The organism is Mycobacteriales bacterium, from assembly GCA_035550055.1.
Classification (GTDB): Bacteria; Actinomycetota; Actinomycetes; order JAFAQI01; family JAFAQI01; genus DASZTV01.
Map to the genome: position 1 here is coordinate 1 of DASZRO010000049.1, position 18961 is coordinate 18961.

Below are 18961 nucleotides of genomic sequence, written 5' to 3' on the forward strand. Positions count from 1 at the left end.
GATGGTGGATGAGACGACGACTGCGGCCAAGGAGATCTCGGTGGCCACGCAGCAGCAGCGTTCGGCGTCTGATCAGGTGGTCTCGGCGATGACCCAGGTCTCGGACGTGTCTCGCCAGTACGCGGTCGGGTCCAAGCAGGCTGCGGCGGCCGCCGCGCAGCTCAACAACCTCGCAGCCGAGCTCCGCGCCTCGATCGCCCAGTTCAAGGTCGCCTAGGTTTCCCTACGCCGAGCCCAACGTAGTTGGTCCTTCAGCAGGGGTTGAAAGACCAACAGCGTTGGGCTCGGCGGGGCTGGGGCCGACAGCCCGCTAGAGGGGCAAGAGCGGCGGCAGAGCGCGGCGGTCCACGACGGCGGCGCCGACCTCCCGGCGCAGCGCGGCGCTCGAGCCGAGCAGCGCATCGAGCAGCATCGTTCGCTTCAGGTAGCGGTGGAACGGGTGCTCGCTGGTGAAGCCCATCCCGGCGAGGACCTGCTGGGCGTGCTTGGCCACGGTCCTGGCAGCGGTTCCGGCGGCGATCTTCGCCATCGTCGCGGCGAACGGGGTCCGATCGGACCAGCCGGCATCCAGCACCGCTTCGGCGCCCTCGACCGCGACGAGGGACTCGGCGAGCTTGTGGCGGACGGCCTGGAACGAGGCGATCGGCCGGTCGAACTGGCTTCGGCTGACCGCGTGCTCTCGGGCGAGACCGAGCATGGCCCGGGCAGCGCCGGTGAGCTGCTGGGCGAGGGCGAGCTGACCCGCGGCGACGACCTCGTCCCAGGACACCGCCTTGATCTCGCTCACCGTCACCTGGCCGTGCACCGCACGCCAGCCGCCGCCCGGGTCGATGCCGTGCACCGGCGTCGGCTCGACCGCACCGGCCGGCAGCCGGCACAGGAAATGCTGCTTGCCGCCGTCGACGACGACCAGGACTTCGGTCGCCGTGTCGACCCGCGCGCTCGCCAGTCCGCGGATGGTCAGCTGGGCGCGGTCGTACGTCGCGGGCGGTGTGTGCCTGCCGATCGGCGGGAGCACGACCGCGCGTTCGGTGGACGGGTCGAGACCCAGCGCGAAGGTGAGCACGTCGTCGAGTGCGCTGGAGCCAGCGTTCAGCTCGCCGAGTACGCCGAACACCGCGCGGGTCGCGGCGGCGGGATCGTCAGCCAGGGCGGCCCGCCAGTCCATCGCGGCGAGCGCTTCGTCGACGCCGTCCTCCTGACGCGTCAGGGACTGCCGGAACGCGTCGGTGAACAGCCGAAGCTCCGCACTGTCCATCACGAGACCGGGCCCATCAGGCGTCGGCTCCCAGGTCGAGGAGGCGCCGCGCCACGATGTTGCGCTGCACCTCCGAGGTGCCGCCGTAGATCGTCGCCGCCCGGGAGTAGAGGAACTCGGCCCGCCAGTCGTTGCTGCGTACGTCGTCTGCGAGCAGGACCTGCTCGGGCACGGTTGCGGCGACCAGGTCGTAGACCAGCTGCTCGGCGGTGCCGAGCAGGATCTTGTCGATCGAGGTCTCGGCGCCGAGCTTCTCGCCGCGGGCAAGCCGGTGCTGCGTGGCGCGCGAGCGCGCCCGGAAGGCATAGAGCGCTTCGACGACGGCACCGAGGTCGCGTGGTTCGAGCAGCTCGGGGTCGGCGGTCTCGACGAGGCGTTGCAGCCGTTGCGAGAGGTACGCGCCACGCAACCACAGCGACGTGCTGCGCTCGTACGGCAGCAGGTCCATGGCGACGGCCCAGCCGTCACCCTCGTTGCCGAGGGTGCGCTCGGCGGGAACCTCGACGTCGTCGAAGAAGACTTCGCAGAACTCGTCCACGCCGTGCATCGTGCGCAGCGGTCGCACGGTGATGCCGGGGGAGTCCATGTCGACGAACAGCGCGGTGATGCCCTGGTGCCGCGACGCCGCGTCACCGGTCCGGGTCAGCAGCACGCACCGCTGCGCGAACTGCGCGTAGCTGGTCCACACCTTCTGCCCGTTGACCCGCCAGCCGGTGCCGGTCCGGGTGGCCGCGCACGTCAGCGCGGCGAGGTTGCTGCCGGTCGACGGCTCGGAGAACCCTTGGCACCAGGTCTCGTCGCCGCGCAGCAACAGCGGAACCATCTGCGCCGCCAGATCACGGGAGGCGAAGCCGATCATCGTCGGGGCGAGCACCTCGGTCATGCAGTAAGGCCCGGGCTGCACCAGGTCGCGCATGACCAGGGTCTCGGCGAGACAGGCGCGGCACAGGTTGTCACCGCCGAGCCCGCCGACCTCCGCAGGCCAGCCCCACCGTGCCCAGCCTGCGTCGTAGGTCAGCCGCTTGACCTTGTTGACCTGCGCGACGTGATCGGCGAGCGAGGCGGTCGCGCCGTGGGCCGGACGCAGCTCGTCGAGGTTGGCCTCCAGCCACGCCTCGAGTCCGTTGCGGAACTCGGTCAGCTCCATCGCAGGCAGGCTAGGCGCCGGCACCCGGCGCCGGCCGGCGAGGGTCGTGGGCCTTGCCCGCGTCGCGGGCGCCACTGCGCCGCAGGAACGTCATCGAGCGGGTCGCCAGCCGCCAACCGTCGGCGGTACGCCGGTAGGTGTCGGTGTACCAGCCGATGCGCATGTCGTGGTTGGACTGGTCGACGAAGCACAGAGGCTGCATGCCGGTGCCTTCGTCCCCGTCGAGGGCGAGCTGAGGTGGCCCGACCATGAACAGCCCCTTCGGTGCCGCCGCGACCAGCGCCGGGAAGTCGGCGAGGGCGTAGACCTCACCGAACGCGCTGTAGGTGCCATCCGGTGTGAACACTTCGACCACCGACGCGACGTCGTCGCGGGTCATGCCGACGGCGTACTTCGCGAGCAGCTGCTCGAGCTCGATGACGTCCTCGACCGGCAGGGTAGGCATCACTAGTCCTCGTATCCGTAGATGACGTGCACGGTAGGCGTGGTCGGCACCGACTGGCAGGTCAGGATCCAGCCGTCAGCCACCTCGTCGTCGAACAGCGCGTCGTTGACGTGCATCTTGACCTCGCCTTCGACCAGCTTGGCCATGCAGGTCGCGCAGTTGCCGGCTTCGCAGGAGAACGGCGGCGTCATGCCCATCTGCCGGGCGGTCTGCAGGATCGTGGCGCCCGGGTGATGGGTAGTGGTGGCGGTCCTGCCGTCGACCTCGATCGTCACCTGCGCTCGGTCGCCGGTGTCCGCGGTCGGTGCGGCGTACGCGGCGGCCTGCTCGGCGTCGTCGGCCGGCGTCACGGTGAACCGTTCGATGTGGATCCGTTGCTGCGGCACCCCGCGGGTGAGCAGCGTCGACTCGACCAGGTCCATGAACGGCGCCGGCCCGCAGATGAACACGTCGGCGGTGAGCGCGGCGTCGATGAACGGCTCGATGTCGGCCGCGGTGACGAAGCCACGGTCGCTGTCGAGGTGATGGGTGGTGAGCAGTCGTCCGGGATAAGTCGCGGCGAGCTCGTCGAGCCCGTTGTCGAAGATCACCGAGTCCACGTCACGGTTGGCATACAGCAACTGCGCGTTGCGGCTCGTGGTGGCGAGCGCGGTCTTGAGGATCGAGTAGATCGGGGTGATGCCGCTGCCCGCCGCGAACGCGACGAGGTTGCGGTCCTGCGGACCGAGTCGGAACACGCCGGCCGGGACGCTGGAGTCGATCGAGTCGCCCTCGTGCAGCGAGTCGTTGATCCAGTTGGACACCGCTCCGTCGGGCACCCGCTTGACGACCACGGTCAGCTCGTCGTCGACCGCCGGTGCCGAGGACATCGAGTAGGAGCGGTAGAAGGTCCGATCGCCGATCGGCACCCGGAAGGTGACGAACTGCCCGGCTTCGTAGCGGAACGCGGTCGCCAGGGCAGGCGGGACGTCGAGGGTGTACGACCGTGCGTCCGGGATTTCGACGCTCACCCGCTTGACCGGCAGCGGGTGGTAGCCGCGGTCATGTGAGACGCCCATAATCGGAAACGATAATCCCATTTCCGCTGCACGGTCAGGTCGTGCCGGATGAGTTCGCCCTATGGCTCCCTCCCATAGGGCAATGTGGCATTGCCCTGCCGCAGTGTCCGACTTAGCGCTTTGCCCGCGCCCGCTCGAGCGGCCAGCTAGACACGGATTATCTCGACGTGACGCTCTGCCGCGCCGACGAGGATTGCGATGTCGTCCGGATCGGATGTCAGGATCTCGTCGCCATCCTCGGCGATGAGGGCGAGTGCGGCATCGACTACGTCGCTAGTCCGCGTTGCGGCGAGCAGCTCGCCCGACAGCCGACCGAGGTCCTGATCGAGTGGGCGGACGTCGATTCCCGCCAGAGCCTGCGAAAGCCGTGCCTGACGTGGGGCTCCCCGCCACACCTGTCCGAGCACGCCGGCGTGAGTGATCGGCACTGACTGCGCAAGCAGCGCGCTCTTCAGGCGAATCCACATCGCTCGGTCGCCGCGCTCGATTGCGATGAGGCCACCGCTGTCCAGCACAAGTCTCACGCAACGCCTCGACGGGTTCGCTTCGTCGTCGCCGCGCGAGGGGTGCGGGAGCGTCGTCCGCGCACCACGACCGCGGTGGCCTGGTCGGTGCGCCTCAGGTCTGTGATCTCCGCAGGCGAAATCTCGCCAAACTGGCTCTCGTAGTCAGCAACGGCCGCGGCGAGCGCGGTCAGCCGTCGGTCACGCGCCGCCCGTGTCGCGAGCGCCTCGTTCACCCAACCACTCAGTGAGTCGGCCAGCCCCGAGGCCACGGCGTCGTTTCCTGCTGCGACCAGATCTGGGTCGACCGTGACCGTCAGCCGTTCCTTACGACCGCTCATACTCCAATGCTAACGACTGTATGACTACCATTCACTACGGATACACCGTCAGCGGTGAAGGCACCTGTCACGGATTCGTTGTCCCACCGCAACCGGATCGGCATCTCGCAGAACGCGCGCGAGTTCGGGATCCACGAGTCGATTGTGCCCGAGGCCCTTGCGTCGTCGCGGACCTAGGCCGGGTCGAACTCGATGTGCAGGGCGCTCAGGCCGCGCAGCACCCAGGTCGGCTCGTAGCTGAACCGCCGGGCGCCGGCCGGCCCGTGATGCTCCTCCGAGAGCCGGATGTTGCGCATCCGGTCGAGCACCTTCTCGACGCTGATCCGCCCCTCGGCGCGAGCCAGCGGTCCGCCAGGGCACGTGTGCGCGCCGCGCCCGAAGGCGAGATGTGACCGGCCGCCGGGGCGGCCGACACGGAACTCGTTCGGGCACTCGTAGCGCTTCGGGTCCCAGTTCGCGGCACCGTTCAGCAGCATCACCGGCGTACCGGCCTTCACTTCGACGCCGCCGATCGAGGTGGTGCGGCGCGCCAGCCGGAAGTCGGCCTTCACCGGGCTCTCGATGCGCAGCGCCTCCTCGATGAAGTCCGGGATGAGCGTGCGGTCGGCGCGCAGCTGGTCCTGCAGCTCCGGGTTCTCCGCGAGGTACTTCAGTGCGACCGCCAGCAGCCGAGCGGTAGTCTCCTGCCCGGCAGCGAACAGGAACGTCGAGCTGCGTACGACGTTCACGACGTCCGGCGTCGCGCCGTCGGGGTACTTCGCGAGGGCGAGATCGGTGAGGACGTCCGAACGCGGGTTGGCCCGCCGCTCCTCGATGTACTTCGTGAACATCTCGTCGCACCACGCCAGCGCGTTGAGCATGTTCGGGCCCTCGCTGTCGCCGAGGACGCCGGGGGTGTTGCCGTAGCCGAAGCCCTGCCGGAACGCCTCGTGGTCCTCCTCGGGCACGCCGAGGAGATCGGCCACGACGAGGAGCGCGAACGGCTGGGTGTAGGCGCGGATGAACTCGCACTTGCCGTCGGCCAGGAAGGTGTCGAGCTGGGCGTCGGCGAGCCGCGCCATGAACTCCTCGTTCTGCTGTAGCCGCCGCGGCGTGATCAGGCGCATCAGCAGTGCGCGCTCGCGGGTGTGGTCCGGCGCGTCCATCGTCACCATGTGCTCGAACATCGGGAGCTCGTGGCGGTGCCCGTCGATGATCGCGCTGACGTCGTCACCCTCGAGCGGCACCGGGAAGGTGGCGAACGGACCGATCACGGAGTTGCACGAGCTGAACGTCTCGTTGTCGCGGTAGACCTCGTTGGCCTCGTCGTACCCGGTGACCGCGACCACGCCGTGGTGGGGGATCGGCGTGACCGGGCACTTTGCGCGAAGCGCGTCGTAGTAGGGGTACGGGTCCTCGTTGAGCGACTGGTCGGCGAAGAAGTCGACGTCGGAGAGGTCGGTCACTGGTGTTGCCTTCCGCTAGTACTGCACGAGCAGGTCAGATGTACATGCCGCCGTTGACGCCGATCACCTGGCCGGTGATGTAGCCGCCCTCTTCCGAGCACAGGAACGCGCACGCCGCAGCGATGTCCTCGGGCGTGCCGGCGCGCCCGAGTGGCACGTGAGCCGCCATCGCCTCGACGCTGACGAGGCCTTTCGCCTCCGCGCCGCGCGCCATCGGGGTGTCCACGAGCGACGGCGGGATCGTGTTGACGGTGATCTGTTGCGAGGCGAGCTCTCTGGCGAGTGCCTTGGTCAGCCCGATCACCCCGCCCTTGGACGCGGCGTAGTGCGCCATGTGGGGGGCGCCGGACTGCGCGCTCGAGGAGGAGATCGTGACGATGCGGCCCCAGCCGGCCTCGAGCATGTCGCCGAGTGCCGCCTGCACGCAGCTGAACGTGCCGGTGAGGTTGATCGCGATGATCCGGTCCCACGACTCGGCGGACAGCGAGGACGCGGGCTCGAAGGCCTCGACTCCCGCCGAGGTCACCAGGACGGTGACCGGGCCGAGATCGGCGCGGACCTTGTCGAAGGCCGCCGCGACGGCGGCGCGATCCGCGACGTCGCAGGGGACGCCGATCGCCTCGGCCCCGGTGGAGCGCAGCTTCGCCGCCTCCGCCTCTGCCGCCTCGCCGGCTACGTCGAGCAGCGCGACCTTGTCACCGTCGGCGGCCAGCCGGCGGGCGATCCCCAAGCCGATGCCGGACGCTGCTCCGGTGACGACCGCGACACGACTCACCTGAACTCCTCGGGGCGGTACGTCGGATGCTGTGCAAGTGCTCAGCAGCCTATCGGGCGAAGCGGGACGCCTGTGCCGGCAGGTCGGCGTAGGTCACGATGCCAGGTCGCGCCCCGACGACGGCGGGAATCGCGTTGACGATCGGCATCGCGGTGATGACCGAGCCGATCGCGAGCATCTCGTCGAGTGACATCGACTCGAAGTCCTGCGGCAGCACCTCGGCGCGCAGGTTGACCTGCGGGTGGCCGCGGACCTCGATGAGGTAGGCCATCGCGATCTCCCAGGCAGGGTCGAGGAAGGGCGTGATCGTCCAGCGGACGTTGACCTCGATCAAGTCGGTGCCGGCCCGCGACCCGAACCATTTCGCGTCGATGCCCGCAACCGTTCCGGCCCTCACGTCACGGTTCGGCACGGTGAGATCGGTGGTGGCGTGGGCGAAGCCGACCTCGCAGCGGATCGCGTCGACGTCGGCGCCGAGCAGCTCGGCGAGGGCCTCCACCGCATCGCCGAACGGCGCCGTCGCCTTTTCGATGTCCAAGGCATGGCTGGGGTCTCCGGCGGGTCGGCCCCACCCGAGCTCGTCCTGATTGGCATCGCCCGCCCACGTCCCGATGTCGAAGGACTCGAGGATCCGCACGTAGTCGACCTGCCGGCAGACGCCGGAGGCGACGGCGGCGAGGTAGTCGGCAAAGCCGGGGTTGATCCCGCTGCCGAACAGGCTCGCGCCGCCGGCCTTGGCCGCTGCGTCGAGGCGGGCGCGTGCGTCGCCGCCGTACGCCCGACCGGTGAGGAACGACGCCGTCGTGAGGACGTTGATGCCCGCTTCGAGGAGGCGGATCATCTGGTCCACGTCAGGATGAAGCGGCATGTGCAGCACGCAGTCCGGCTGTAGCGCGATCAGCGCTTCGATGTCGTCCGTTGCGGTGATGCCGACCGCTTCTGGGAGCTCGGCCAGCTCGCCGACGTCCTTGCCGACCTTGTCCTTGCTGAAGGCGTAGACGCCGACCAGCTCGAGATCCGGACGCTCGAGGATTGCGCGGATCGCCTGCCGCGAGACGTTTCCGGTGGTCCACTGCACCACGCGGTAGACGCGATCTCCAGGGTTCACCGCTGCTCCTTCGGGTTGCTGGGAATGGTGGCGGCCAGGCGGAAGCCGTAGGTCTCGAACGGGTCGGCGGCGACGTCGCAGGACCGGCTCGACGACGCGTTGTAGGACCCGGCGTCTCCGAAGTCGGTGCCGCGAACCACGGCGAGCGGGCCGAAGCCGGGGGTGAACGGGGAGCCGATCAACGAGTCGAGCGCGTCGGTCAGCGGGGCGATCGCCGCGCCGGCTTGGTACTGGTCGATCACGGCGTCGGTGAAGTCCTCGGTCCACTGAAAGACGTCACCGCCCTGGTCGTAGGTCCCGTTGGGGCTCGGTGAGCCGGAGTAGGCGCCGACCGGCGTCTCGTCGTTCCAGAACCACGCGGCCACGCCGCGGACGCCCGGGTTGGCCGGGTTCGCGTACGCCGTCACCAGCGCGCAGTTGCCGGTGTTGGGCTTGGCGGTGGGCAGCGCGCAGGTCATGGGGCGGTCCGAGCCGGCCGGGTAGGCGTAGTAGCGCTGCTTGCGCGGGTCCCAGTACGCCGCCTTGTACCACTCGTTCTCACTGGGCAGGAAGACCTTGGCGCCGGGCGTGCGATGGATGTCCAACAGGTTGGTCGGGACGATCCCGTTGCCGTCGAGCAGGTACGCGCCGTGCTCGGTGCTCGCATCGCCCTGGCCGTTGTTCATCCAGTTCGCGAAGCGCATCGCGGAGAACAGGTTCACGTAGTTGACCGGCATCTGGCCGCGGCCGGGCTGCACCACGTAGTGGTAGTGGCCGGGGCCGCCGGTGCGCGCGATCCCGCTGCCCTCGTGGTAGCACTGCGACCGGTTCATGCAGGGGAAGAACAGCAGGTGCGGGTCTGCGGTCGAGGCGACAGCGTTGAGGAACGCGGCGTACTGCGTGTTGGTGACGTCGTACTTCCCGATCCGGTACGGGTAGGCGACCGAGCCGTAGCCCGTGGTGCGGTCGCTGGCCATCACGGTGGTGTCAGGCGGGTTGCCCGGATCGCCGATGCGGACCCAGTCGTAGTGCACCCGCTGGAGCGGGGCCGGCCGGTGCGGCGCCGCTAGGGCTGGCCCGTCGAAGGCCGCGAGGGCCAACCCGAACGCCACGGCCGCAGCCCAACGTCGCCTCAAAGCCCCTCCCGATGCGTGCTGTGCGGTCGCTCAGCACACACCATCCGAGCCCGGCTGTCTAGCGCCCTCGGTACGACGCGCGTGGTCTCAGCTGCGCCGCCACGACCGGCCCGGCAGTCGCACTCGGATCACCCGCTCGGCGTACGCCATCTCGTGCAGGTCGCGGCGGCGCCCGACCAGCAGGTCGGCGAGGTCGATCGAGCCGATCACGTGGTCCGGGCGGGCGCGGGTGACGACGGCACAGCGGGTCTGGTGTTCCTCCGCCATCACATACGCGGTCTGGCGCAGCGTGTCGTCCGTGCAGACCGCCGGTGCGCCGTCGAGACCGTCGAGGTCGAAGCTCATGACGTCGCCGACGAACGCGGTCTCGAGCGGATCGACGTCGTACTCCCGCGAGAGGTGGTAGCCGCGCCGCGCGATCTTCTCGGTCAGCACGGATCGCTTGAGGACGAGCACGGAGGCGCCGAACGCCACCGACGCGCCGATCAGCAGCGGCAGGATCGCGTCGAAACGTCCGGTCAGCTCGACGGCGAACACGACTCCGGTGAACGGCGAGCGCATCACGCCCCCGAGGACGCCGGCAAGCGCGACGAGTGGCCAGAAGCCCGGCCCGACGCTGGGGAAGATGTGCGCTTCGAGCGTGCCGAGCGCACCACCGATCATGAACATCGGGGCGAGTACGCCGCCGGAGGTCCCGGAACCGAGCGACAGCGACCAGATCAGGGTCTTCACGACGAGGACGCCCGCGACGAGCCCAAGCCCGATCGACCCGGTCAGCTCGGCGTCGATCACGTTGTAGCCGACCCCGAGCGTCTGCGGCACTGCCAGACCGCCCAGGCCGATGATCAACCCGCCGATCGCGGGCCACCACATCCAGTGGATCGGCAGCTTGCGGAAGCCGTCCTCCGACGCGTAGACGAGGACGGTCGCGATCACGGCGAGGATCGCCGAGCCGACGCCCGACACGACACACAGCAGGTAGCTGACGGCGGTGATGTGCAGGGCGCCGTGGACCGGGAAGAGCAGCCCGCTGCCGAGCAGCGGCCGGCGTACGGCGGCCGCGACGGCGACGGCGGATGCCACCGGGACGTAGCTGCGCGGGCGCCACTCGAACAACAGCAGCTCGACGGCGAGCAGGACCGCGGCGAGCGGCGTGTTGAACGTCGCCGCCATGCCCGCGGCCGCGCCGGAGACCAGCAGCGTCTTCCGCTCGTCGGCGGTCAGATGGAGCAGCTGGGCGAACAGCGAACCGATGGCACCCCCGGTCATGATGATCGGGCCCTCCGCGCCGAACGGACCGCCGGTGCCGATCGCGATCGCCGAGGAGACCGGCTTGAGCACGGCGACTCTCGGCTGGATCCGGCTGCCGCCGATCAGGATCGCCTCGATCGTCTCCGGCATGCCGTGCCCGCGAATCCGCTCGGAGCCGTACCGGGCCATCAACCCGATGACGAGTCCGCCGGCGACCGGTGCCAGCAGGACCAGCGCAGGGTTGTGATGGTGGCTGTCCGGCGCGACGAGAGAGGTGTCGAGGCGGTGGTAGAACACGCCGTTGGTGATGAAGCCGATCAGCCGTAGCAACGCCCAGGACACGCAGGCGCTCACCGCGCCGATCGGCAGGGCCAGAGCCGCTATCAGCAGCAGTCGCGGGGTGGCGCTGAAGTCGCCGAGATGGCTGACGTCTCGGACCTCGGTCGCCGCCGAGTCGAGCTGTTCGCCGTCGGAAGCCTCATCTGTCACCGGTGCCATCCCGGCGTCCATTCTGCCTCGGGTCCCTCGCCGGCGGCGGAGGTGAAGGTGCGCATCGCGTCCACCATCGTGTCGCGCTGGTCGGCCGGGATCCGCTTGGCGATCTTCGAGATGACCGCCTGGCGGCGCGCCGTCACCGACGTGACGACGGTGCGCCCGCTCGGGGTGATCGCCAATCGGGTCGCCCGCCGATCGGTTTCGTCGGCGGTGGCCGTGATCAGGTTCTTGCGCTGCAGGCGGGTAGCCATGCGGGTCGCCGTCGAGCTGTTCACGTCGAGTAGCGCAGCGAGGTCCGACACCCGCAGCCGAGGGTGGTCGTTCAGCGTGGCGAGCGCCCGGAACTGCACGAGAGTCAGGTCCGGGGACTCCTCGTGGACCGAACGGAGCGCGATCCCGACCAGCGCCCGGCTCAACCCGAGGACGGCGTCGGTGAGGGCATCACTTTCTGCCTCGGAGGTGCGAACTTGCCGTACAGTGGGCATAGATGCATTATGCATGCATCTGAGGAGGCGACTTGCTGATGGACCCTCTGCTGGCGGTCATCTTCGTACTCGGGGCAGCGCTGCTTGCCGCGTCGGTCTACATGGAGTGGCTCGGCCTGCTCAGCGTCGCGTCGTCACACAGCAGTCCCCGTCACGCGTTGTGCGGGCACCGCAAGCTCACGCCCGGCAACGACCGCGAGCTGTGCTGGCACTGCCGTCACCGGCATCTCGACGAGGCGTTACACGCCCTGCACCACTGACGCGTCAGGTCGCGAGGCCGGGAAGCGTTGCGGAGTGGGCTGACATGCCGCCGTCGATGACGATCGTCTGCCCGGTGATGTAGGCCGACTCGTCGGAGGCGAGAAACCGTACGAGCGCCGCCACGTCACCAGGCCCGCCGACGAAGGGTGTCAGCGTCCGCGTCGTGTACTGGGCGAGCAGATCCGCAGGAATGCCGGCGCGGGCCGCGTCGGTCAGGATCAGGCCCGGGACGACCGTGTTGGCTCGTACGCCGGAACGGCCGTACTGCGTCGCGGTCGAGCGGGTGAGCGACTCGACGCCGGCCTTCGAGGCGCTGTAGGCGGTCCGGATCAGGTCGCCCTTCCACGCCGCACCCGACGACATGTTGATGATCGAGCCGCGGCCGCTGCGCACCATGTGGGGCACGACGTGCTTGGTCATCAGGAACTGGCTGCGCAGGTTGACGGCAAAAGCGCGATCCCAGACCGACGCCGCGATGTCGGCGATCTCGGTGTCCTCGGCGAGGACGGCGGCGTCGGTGAGCGCGGCGTTGTTGTCGAGCACGTCGATCGTCCCGTAGCGGTCGATGGTCGCGGCGACCAGGGCGGCGATGCTCCACTCGTCGGCGAGGTCGACCGGGATGGCGCTCGCCTCGCCTCCCGCGGCCACGACCTCGCCGGCGACCGCTTGCGCGCCCGGCTCATCGATGTCGGCGACGACGACCCTGGCGCCGCTCGCGGCCAGGGTCGCAACGACGGCGGCGCCGATGCCGCGTGCGCCGCCCGTGACGATCGCGACGCGGTCGTTCAACGTCACAGCCTTCCGACCGCGCGCAGCCAGTCGACGAAACGGGTCATGCCCTCGGAGATGCTCATCGGGGCGTAGCCCAGCGCTGCCCTCGTCGGGTTGTCAGCGCCGCGCGGCGGGCGCGCCTCGCCGGCGGCAGCCTCGGCGATGGCGCACAACGTCGGTCCGAACATCGCCAGCTGCTCCGGCGTCGCGGAGCGCAGGTCGAGGTCGGCGACGCGGTGCTCGACGCCGGCGATCTCGCAGGCGACGTTGCAGCCTTCCGCCGTACTCAGCTCGTCCTCGGGGCGTCCCATCAGCCAGTACCGGGCTCCCGGAGTGCCCCGGTCGAGCGCGGCGATCGATCCCGTAGCGACGTCGGCAGCAGCGACCCAGGTGACCGGGAAGCGGAGGTACGCCGTGATCTTGCCGCGGATCGCGGAGAGCAGGACGCGGTTGAAGCTGGTGCGGTGCAGGGCGCGTTCGACGACGAGGCCGGGGCCGTAGATCGCGCCGGGATGGCACGTCAGGACGTCCTCGCCGGCGGCGGCTCGGCGATGCGTCTCCTCGAACGCCGCCAGCTTGGTGACGGTGTAGGGATCTTGTGGCGGCTCGGCAAGGACCGGCGCGTCCTCGCGCTCGCCCGCCACCGTGAGGTCGAAGAAGGTGCTGGTGCTGAGTGCGACGACGCGCCGCATCCCGTGGGCGCGGCCGGCGTCGAGGACGTTGACGGTCCCCTGGTAGTTGACGGCGCGGAAGTCCTCGATGTCCTGGCTGGCACCGCCGAGCAGCGCGGCGCTGTGGATCGCGGCCTCGCATCCTTTCGACGCGCGCAGGACGTCATCGGCGTCGGTGATGTCGCCCTGGGCCAGCTCGACCCCGATGCCGGCGAGGGCATGCGCCTCGTCGGGGTTGCGCACCAGCGCCCGGACGGCGTCGCCGCGACGGATCAGCTGCTCGCAGATGTTGGCGCCGGCGAGGCCGGTCCCGCCGGTGACGAAGACCGTGCTCACTGTGCGGCAGGGACTGGCTGGCTCGCCTCGTGTCGGGTGTCGATCTGGTCGGCCGAGAACGGCAGCGCGGGCGGCGCCGTACCGAAGATGTCGAGGGTGTGCACGAACCGGTGAGTGCCCATCATCTCGGCGCACGAGAAGCCGAGCTCGACGATCTGCGCGGTCGTGAACACCTCGGCGAGCGCGCGGTAGAAGTCGGCGTCCAGGGCGTGGTGGTCGGCGGAGAGCAGGTCGAGGAACTCCAGCGCCATGCGCTCCTGCGGGTCCATCCCGCTGCGGTCCTCGGTGACCAGGCAGGCCGTCACGTCCTCGTCGGTGATCGAGTCGTGTTTGCGCGACTGCATGCACGGCTGGCATTCCCCGAGCTGGGCGCTGCGGATCCGCAACAGCTCGAGGATCCGCCCGCCGAGCAGGTTGCCCGCCCCCATGGTCAGCCGCTTTGCGTGGGTCGCTTCGAGTCGCTGGGAGTTGTACGCGAACACCTGCAGAGGCAGTGTCGTCGCGTAGAGACCGTCGGCGTACCCGCCTTCGATGATCTCGCGGGAGCGCGGGGGGAGATCCTCGATCGGGATCGGCTCGATGATCGGCATCCCCCAAACATCTCAGCCGCTCGTTGTGCCCGCAAGGACCTCTGAGCTGATCGGCATCGTCGGGCGCGAGCTGTCGATGAGAACCGGCGAGCCGGCGACGTGCTCGAGCGGTCCGGCGGCGCCGTCGCTGTCAGGGTCCAGCGCGTGCTGCAGCACAGCGAGGACCGCGTCGGGCCGGTCGTTCTGCAGGTAGTGGCCGGCGTCGGGGACCAGATAGATCCGGTTGCGGCCGGGCTTGAACATCAGGAAGTCGTCCCATGCGTGCAGCGCTACTCGCGGTGGGGCGACGGTGTCGTTCATCCCCCAGATCACCGTGGTCGGGACGTCCAGAGTGCCCAGCGTCTCCAGCCACTCGGTCTCGTGCTCGGAACGTTCGACGAGGTACTGGACGGTCTCGGGCAGCACCTTCATGCCGTCGTCGTGGGCGAACGTTGTGGCGAGTGCCTGGATCTCCGGGTCGGCGCCGTCGCGCGGCGGGGAGAACGTGGCCTGCCCCATCCCCGCGGCGAGCAGATCCGCGGTCACGACCTCCAGGACCGCCGCGGCGCTGTCGGGGTTGAGGATCAGCCGCTGGAAGTCGGTGAGGTGCGACAGCGGCAGGAAGATGTTGCCATTGGTGAGCACGAGGTGCTCGACCGTCGTACGTGTCCGCCCGGACGCCGCATTGATGGTGTGCAGCAGCGACACGCTCGTGCCCCGGTCGTGGGACACGACGATCGCCGACTCGTTGCCGACGACCTCAGCGAGGTAGTGGTCGAGCAGCTGCGCGTCGCGGCCGAGCCGGTAGCCCCACCCTTGCGGCTTGGCCGAGAACCCGTAGCCGGGAAAGTCGAGGGCGCAGACGTGGTAGCGGTCGCTGAGCATGTCGGCGAGGGCGAACCAGTCGACCGAGCACGTCGGGAAGCCGTGGACCAGCAACAGAGGCGGGTTGGCCGGATCGCCGATCTCGACGTGGAAGACGTCGACCGCCGGCACATTGCTGCCGGGCGACCACGAGAAGGAGCTGCCTTTGCTGCGCCACTGCTCGGCGAGATCTGTCACGCGGGCAGCGTATGAGGCGCGCGGGTAGCGTGCGGCCGCCGACTGGGCGAATGGCACATGCGCGTCGCCGCCGTCAGAGCCAGCCGTCGATTAGCCCTGATTTGCGCAAGGCGTCCCACGCCGGGCGAGCGGTCGGTGTCGCAAGCGGTATGCCGCCGGCGGGTAGCACCGGGATCTCGCACCCGCTCGAAAGGAACGGCGTCGCGTGCGGGAGGTCCGGCACCTTCGGTTGCGGGTTGGCGAAGTCCAACGCGTAACGAAGATTCGACAGGCGCCTGGTCGACGCGCCGGTCAACGGGATCGACGCGTCTCGTGGCGTCATCGCGTGCAGGCTCCAGTTCCACTCGACGAAGCGCAAAACCGAGGCGTGGTCGAAGGCAACGGAGCTGATCCGCGGCTTGTCCGGGTGGCCCTTGGTGTACGGCGAGGCCAGGATGCACGGCACCCGAAACCCGGTCAGCACCCGCGTGATGTGTCCGGTCCTCGGGTCACGCACGACGTCCTGCGTGTCCAGGATCTGGTTGCCCGGTGCGGCCAGGGGCGGCGCGACGTGGTCGAAGAAGCCGCCCCACTCGTCGTAGTTGATGACCAGCAGCGTCTTGTCCCAGACCGGACTGTTCGCGAGGGCGTGGAAGACCTCGGACAGAAAGGCGTCTCCGGCCCGCAGGTCGGACAGCGGATGGTCGTCGCCGGAGATGCCCTGTCCCTCGCCGGCAAAGCGGGGGTCCACCATCGTGAAGTTCGCAAGCGTCCCGCTGGCGGCATCGGCGAGGAACTCGGCGTACGGCGCGGCGATCGCGAGATGCTTCAGGCCCCACAGGGCGAGGAACGGGACGTCGCTGAAGTAGTAGCGACCGGTTGGGCCACCCGGCGTGTTGAGCTGGTCCCAGATGGTCGCCATCTCCGACGGCGCATACAGGGCGTTCGAGGAGTCCGGCTTCACCGTGTCGTTCTGCCGGTCCGTCTGTGCCGAGTGCTGGAAGAACCGGTTGGGCCAGGTCGGGCCGAGGTAGGAGCAGAAGTAGTTGTCACACGTCGTGTAGTGCATCGCGAGCGGCGAGGAGAACTGCCGCTGATCGGCGAGGTAGTAGCTCAGCGCCAGCGTGGTGTTCTCCGGGTCCTGCACGAACCCGTTCATCCGTCCGCGGTTCCACTGGATCCGCCCGCCCGTGTAGCCGTGGTCCTGGTCGGCCTCGCCGCAGGCGTTGAGCTGCGTGTTGTGGTAGATCCGATGCGCCTTGCCGGAGCGGTCAATGAACCGGAAGGATTCGTAGCGCTCCGCGTCGACGACCTTGCCGTCCGGCCCGACCCCGATGCCGTTCGCGCCGGGCAGCCAGCCCATGAAGTGGTCGAAGCTGCGGTTCTCCATCATCACCACGACGACGTGCTCGATGGGCGAACGGCCGGCTACCGACGTCACCGAGTCGAGCGAGATCGGCCCGAGGGTCCGCACCGGCATCGCGGGGATCGCGTCGAGACGCTGCCCGAGCAGGACGGCACCCGACGCGACGGCCGCGCCTTTGAGGAACGAACGTCGAGGCAGCGACACAGTGCAGATTGTGCGCTACCCGGCTTGCCGCGTGGCGAGGAAGCCGTTAACGGTCGGGGAGATCGAACCGGTCGAGGTTCATGACCTTGCCGAAGGCGGCAGCGAAGTCCCGCGCGAACTTCGCCTTGGAGTCGTCCTGCGCGTAGACCTCGGCGATGGCTCGCAACTGCGAGTTCGCTCCGAGGACCAGGTCGACTGCGGTCGCCGTCCTCGTGACCTCGCCGCTGGCCAGGTTCGTGCCCTCGTACACGTTGGGGTCGCTCGCGGAGGTACGCCAGGAGACACCCATGTCGAGCAGGTTGACGAAGAAGTCGTTCGACAGCGTGCCGACCCGGTCGGTGAAGACGCCGTGGGCCGCGCCGCCGGTGTTGGCGCCGAGGACGCGCAGCCCGCCGATCAGCACCACCATCTCGGGTGCGCTCAGCGACAGCATGAACGCGCGGTCCAGCAGCAACGTCTCGGGCGAGACCTTGATGTCGCCGTCGAGGTAGTTGCGGAACCCGTCCGCCTTCGGCTCGAGGACCGCGAAGGAGTCGACGTCGGTCTGTTCCTGAGTGGCGTCGCCGCGGCCGGGTGAGAACGGCACGCTCACCTGGTGGCCGCCGTCCGCCGCCGCCTTCTCGACTGCCGCGCAGCCGCCGAGCACGATCAGGTCGGCGAGCGAGACCTGCTTCGCGCCGCTGTTGAACTCGGCCTGGATGCCCTCGAGGACCGGCAGCACCTTCGCCAGCCGGCCCGGGTCGTTGGCCGGCCAGTCCTTCTGCGGCGCCAGCCGGATCCGTGCGCCGTTGGCGCCGCCGCGCTTGTCGGTGTCGCGGTAGCTCGCCGCCGACGCCCACGCGGTGCTCACGAGGTCGGACACCGACAGCCCGCTGTCGAGGATCTTCGCCTTGAGCGAGGCGATGTCCGAAGCGTCGAGCGGCGCTCCCTGTGGGGCGTCGACCGGGTCCTGCCACAACTGCGGTTCGGCGACCCAGGGTCCGAGGAAGCGCGACACCGGGCCCATGTCGCGATGCAGCAGCTTGTACCAGGCCTTCGCGAAAGCGAGCGCGAACTCTTCCGGGTTCTCGTGGAAGCGCTTGGAGATCGGCGCATAGATCGGATCGAGCTTCAGCGCGAGGTCACTGGTCAACATCATCGGCGCGTGGCGCTTCGCCGGGTCGTGCGCGTCCGGCACGGTGTCTTTCGCCTCGGGGTTCTTCGGCGTCCACTGCTGCGCGCCCGCCGGGCTGCGGGTCAGCTCGTAGTCGTAGCCGAACAGGTTGTCGAAGAACCCGTTGTCCCACTTGGTCGGCTCGTTGGTCCAGGCTCCCTCGAGCCCGCTCGTGATCGCGTCGCCACCCTTGCCGGTCCCGTTCTGGTTCTTCCAGCCCAGGCCCTGCATCTCGAGCGGGGCGCCCTCGGGTTCGGGGCCGACGAGGTCGGGGTTGCCCGCGCCGTGCGCCTTGCCGAACGTGTGACCGCCGGCGATGAGGGCGACCGTCTCCTCGTCGTTCATCGCCATCCGCGCGAAGGTCTCGCGGATGTCCCGCGCGGACTGCAACGGGTCGGGGTTGCCGTTCGGGCCTTCCGGGTTGACGTAGATCAGGCCCATCTGTACGGCGCCGAGCGGGCCTTGCAGCTCGCGGTCGCCGGCGTACCGCTCGTCGCCGAGCCAGGTGTCCTCCGGACCCCAGATGATCTCCTCCGGCTCGTAGACGTCCTCTCGGCCGAAGGCGAAGCCGAACGACTTCCAGCCCATGGACTCCATCGCGACGTTGCCGGCCAGGACGAACAGGTCGCCCCAGGAGATCGCCTTGCCGTACTTCTTCTTCAGCGGCCACAGCAGGCGGCGGGCCTTGTCGAGGCTCGCGTTGTCCGGCCAGCTGTTCAGCGGCGCGAATCGCTGCTGCCCGCTTCCCGCACCGCCGCGGCCGTCGGCGATCCGGTAGGTCCCGGCGGCGTGCCAGCTGAGTCGGACGAACAGCGGTCCGTAGTGGCCGTAGTCGGCGGGCCACCAGTCCTGGGAGTCGGTCATGAGCTCGACGAGGTCCTTGCGCAGCGCCTCGACGTCGAGCTTGTTGAACTCATCGGCGTACCGGTAGTCGGCACCCATCGGATTGGACTCGGGGGTGTGCTTGTGAAGGACCGACAGGTCGAGCTGGTTGGGCCACCAGTCCCGGTTGCTCCGCGGGCGATGAGCTGACGGCTCAGGAGCGTGGATCGCCGGGTTCTCGCTTTCAGACACTTCGGTTCCTCTCGTCCGACCCCCGTTGGCGCTAAATGAGATCGCTTCTCAATGCCTATCGCGATCCGACATCGATCGCAAGGACGAGT

The 18961-nt window shown here is 69.2% G+C and carries 21 protein-coding genes; 3 read left to right on the top strand and 18 right to left on the bottom strand.

Annotated elements, in window-relative coordinates; all coding sequences use genetic code 11:
• Window positions 1-217, top strand: a 217-nt coding sequence (locus VG899_07720) for a methyl-accepting chemotaxis protein (GenBank protein ID HWA66241.1), incomplete at its 5' end; no start/stop codon positions are given.
• A 93-nt stretch (window positions 218-310) separates the two neighbouring features.
• On the opposite strand, the gene VG899_07725 is transcribed toward VG899_07720, so the two are convergent.
• From VG899_07725 to VG899_07750, 6 genes are all read right to left on the bottom strand, one after another.
• A complete protein-coding gene (locus tag VG899_07725) occupies window positions 311-1258 on the bottom strand; it encodes an acyl-CoA dehydrogenase family protein (protein HWA66242.1) in 948 nt (315 codons plus the stop codon).
• A 16-nt stretch (window positions 1259-1274) separates the two neighbouring features.
• Complete coding sequence (locus VG899_07730; protein HWA66243.1) at window positions 1275-2405, bottom strand: acyl-CoA dehydrogenase family protein; 1131 nt, start codon at window positions 2403-2405, stop codon at window positions 1275-1277.
• 10 nt (window positions 2406-2415) lie between these two features.
• A complete protein-coding gene (locus tag VG899_07735) occupies window positions 2416-2850 on the bottom strand; it encodes a nuclear transport factor 2 family protein (protein HWA66244.1) in 435 nt (144 codons plus the stop codon).
• 2 nt (window positions 2851-2852) lie between these two features.
• A complete protein-coding gene (locus VG899_07740) occupies window positions 2853-3908 on the bottom strand; it encodes a ferredoxin--NADP reductase (protein ID HWA66245.1) in 1056 nt (351 codons plus the stop codon).
• A 146-nt stretch (window positions 3909-4054) separates the two neighbouring features.
• Window positions 4055-4432 (bottom strand): hypothetical protein, encoded by a 378-nt coding sequence (locus tag VG899_07745; protein HWA66246.1) that lies wholly within the window; start codon window positions 4430-4432, stop codon window positions 4055-4057.
• Entirely contained in the window at window positions 4429-4752 is a 324-nt protein-coding gene (locus VG899_07750; protein ID HWA66247.1) for a hypothetical protein, read from the bottom strand. The genes VG899_07745 and VG899_07750 overlap by 4 nt, the downstream gene beginning before the upstream one ends.
• Window positions 4753-4806: 54 nt before the next feature.
• On the opposite strand from VG899_07750, the gene VG899_07755 reads away from it, so the two are divergent.
• Complete coding sequence (locus tag VG899_07755) at window positions 4807-4929, top strand: hypothetical protein (protein HWA66248.1); 123 nt, start codon at window positions 4807-4809, stop codon at window positions 4927-4929.
• Here VG899_07755 and VG899_07760 read toward each other — a convergent pair.
• The 6 genes from VG899_07760 to VG899_07785 all read right to left on the bottom strand — a co-directional run bounded on the left by VG899_07760 (window position 4926) and on the right by VG899_07785 (window position 11426).
• A complete protein-coding gene (locus tag VG899_07760; GenBank protein HWA66249.1) occupies window positions 4926-6197 on the bottom strand; it encodes a cytochrome P450 in 1272 nt (423 codons plus the stop codon). The two genes, VG899_07755 and VG899_07760, sit on opposite strands and share 4 nt — an antisense overlap.
• A 34-nt stretch (window positions 6198-6231) precedes the next feature.
• Entirely contained in the window at window positions 6232-6972 is a 741-nt protein-coding gene (locus tag VG899_07765) for an SDR family NAD(P)-dependent oxidoreductase (protein HWA66250.1), read from the bottom strand.
• A 49-nt stretch (window positions 6973-7021) separates the two neighbouring features.
• A complete protein-coding gene (locus VG899_07770; protein HWA66251.1) occupies window positions 7022-8080 on the bottom strand; it encodes a dihydrodipicolinate reductase in 1059 nt (352 codons plus the stop codon).
• On the bottom strand, window positions 8077-9171 hold the full coding sequence (locus tag VG899_07775) for an SUMF1/EgtB/PvdO family nonheme iron enzyme (GenBank protein ID HWA66252.1): 1095 nt from the start codon (window positions 9169-9171) through the stop codon (window positions 8077-8079). The genes VG899_07770 and VG899_07775 overlap by 4 nt, the downstream gene beginning before the upstream one ends.
• A 111-nt stretch (window positions 9172-9282) precedes the next feature.
• Entirely contained in the window at window positions 9283-10935 is a 1653-nt protein-coding gene (locus VG899_07780; GenBank protein HWA66253.1) for a chloride channel protein, read from the bottom strand.
• Entirely contained in the window at window positions 10932-11426 is a 495-nt protein-coding gene (locus VG899_07785) for a MarR family transcriptional regulator (protein ID HWA66254.1), read from the bottom strand. The genes VG899_07780 and VG899_07785 overlap by 4 nt, the downstream gene beginning before the upstream one ends.
• 38 nt (window positions 11427-11464) lie before the next feature.
• Between VG899_07785 and VG899_07790 the strand changes: the two genes are divergently transcribed.
• Complete coding sequence (locus VG899_07790; GenBank protein ID HWA66255.1) at window positions 11465-11686, top strand: hypothetical protein; 222 nt, start codon at window positions 11465-11467, stop codon at window positions 11684-11686.
• A 4-nt stretch (window positions 11687-11690) separates the two neighbouring features.
• On the opposite strand, the gene VG899_07795 is transcribed toward VG899_07790, so the two are convergent.
• The 6 genes from VG899_07795 to katG all read right to left on the bottom strand — a co-directional run bounded on the left by VG899_07795 (window position 11691) and on the right by katG (window position 18872).
• Window positions 11691-12476 carry an SDR family oxidoreductase gene (locus tag VG899_07795; GenBank protein ID HWA66256.1) on the bottom strand — a complete coding sequence of 262 codons (786 nt, stop codon included), beginning with the start codon at window positions 12474-12476 and terminating at the stop codon, window positions 11691-11693.
• 2 nt (window positions 12477-12478) lie between these two features.
• Window positions 12479-13465, bottom strand: coding sequence for an NAD-dependent epimerase/dehydratase family protein (locus tag VG899_07800; protein HWA66257.1), 987 nt, complete (start codon window positions 13463-13465; stop codon window positions 12479-12481).
• On the bottom strand, window positions 13462-14055 hold the full coding sequence (locus VG899_07805; GenBank protein HWA66258.1) for a carboxymuconolactone decarboxylase family protein: 594 nt from the start codon (window positions 14053-14055) through the stop codon (window positions 13462-13464). The genes VG899_07800 and VG899_07805 overlap by 4 nt, the downstream gene beginning before the upstream one ends.
• 12 nt (window positions 14056-14067) lie before the next feature.
• Window positions 14068-15096, bottom strand: coding sequence for an alpha/beta hydrolase (locus VG899_07810; GenBank protein ID HWA66259.1), 1029 nt, complete (start codon window positions 15094-15096; stop codon window positions 14068-14070).
• 73 nt (window positions 15097-15169) lie between these two features.
• Window positions 15170-16645: an alkaline phosphatase family protein gene (locus VG899_07815; protein HWA66260.1), complete on the bottom strand. Its 1476-nt coding sequence runs from the start codon at window positions 16643-16645 to the stop codon at window positions 15170-15172.
• A gap of 46 nt (window positions 16646-16691) precedes the next feature.
• Window positions 16692-18872, bottom strand: coding sequence for a catalase/peroxidase HPI (gene katG / locus VG899_07820; GenBank protein HWA66261.1), 2181 nt, complete (start codon window positions 18870-18872; stop codon window positions 16692-16694).
• Between the last annotated feature and the right edge of the window lie 89 nt (window positions 18873-18961).

Excerpts from the sequence above, each read along its gene's own strand:
- VG899_07805 (HWA66258.1), bottom strand. The coding sequence starts at position 14,055 with ATGCCGATCATCGAGCCGATCCCGATCGAGGATCTCCCCCCGCGCTCC.
- VG899_07725 (HWA66242.1), bottom strand. The coding sequence starts at position 1,258 with ATGGACAGTGCGGAGCTTCGGCTGTTCACCGACGCGTTCCGGCAGTCC.
- VG899_07750 (HWA66247.1), bottom strand. The coding sequence starts at position 4,752 with ATGAGCGGTCGTAAGGAACGGCTGACGGTCACGGTCGACCCAGATCTG.
- VG899_07740 (HWA66245.1), bottom strand. The coding sequence starts at position 3,908 with ATGGGCGTCTCACATGACCGCGGCTACCACCCGCTGCCGGTCAAGCGG.
- VG899_07790 (HWA66255.1), top strand. The coding sequence starts at position 11,465 with ATGGACCCTCTGCTGGCGGTCATCTTCGTACTCGGGGCAGCGCTGCTT.
- VG899_07735 (HWA66244.1), bottom strand. The coding sequence starts at position 2,850 with ATGCCTACCCTGCCGGTCGAGGACGTCATCGAGCTCGAGCAGCTGCTC.
- VG899_07730 (HWA66243.1), bottom strand. The coding sequence starts at position 2,405 with ATGGAGCTGACCGAGTTCCGCAACGGACTCGAGGCGTGGCTGGAGGCC.
- VG899_07785 (HWA66254.1), bottom strand. The coding sequence starts at position 11,426 with ATGCCCACTGTACGGCAAGTTCGCACCTCCGAGGCAGAAAGTGATGCC.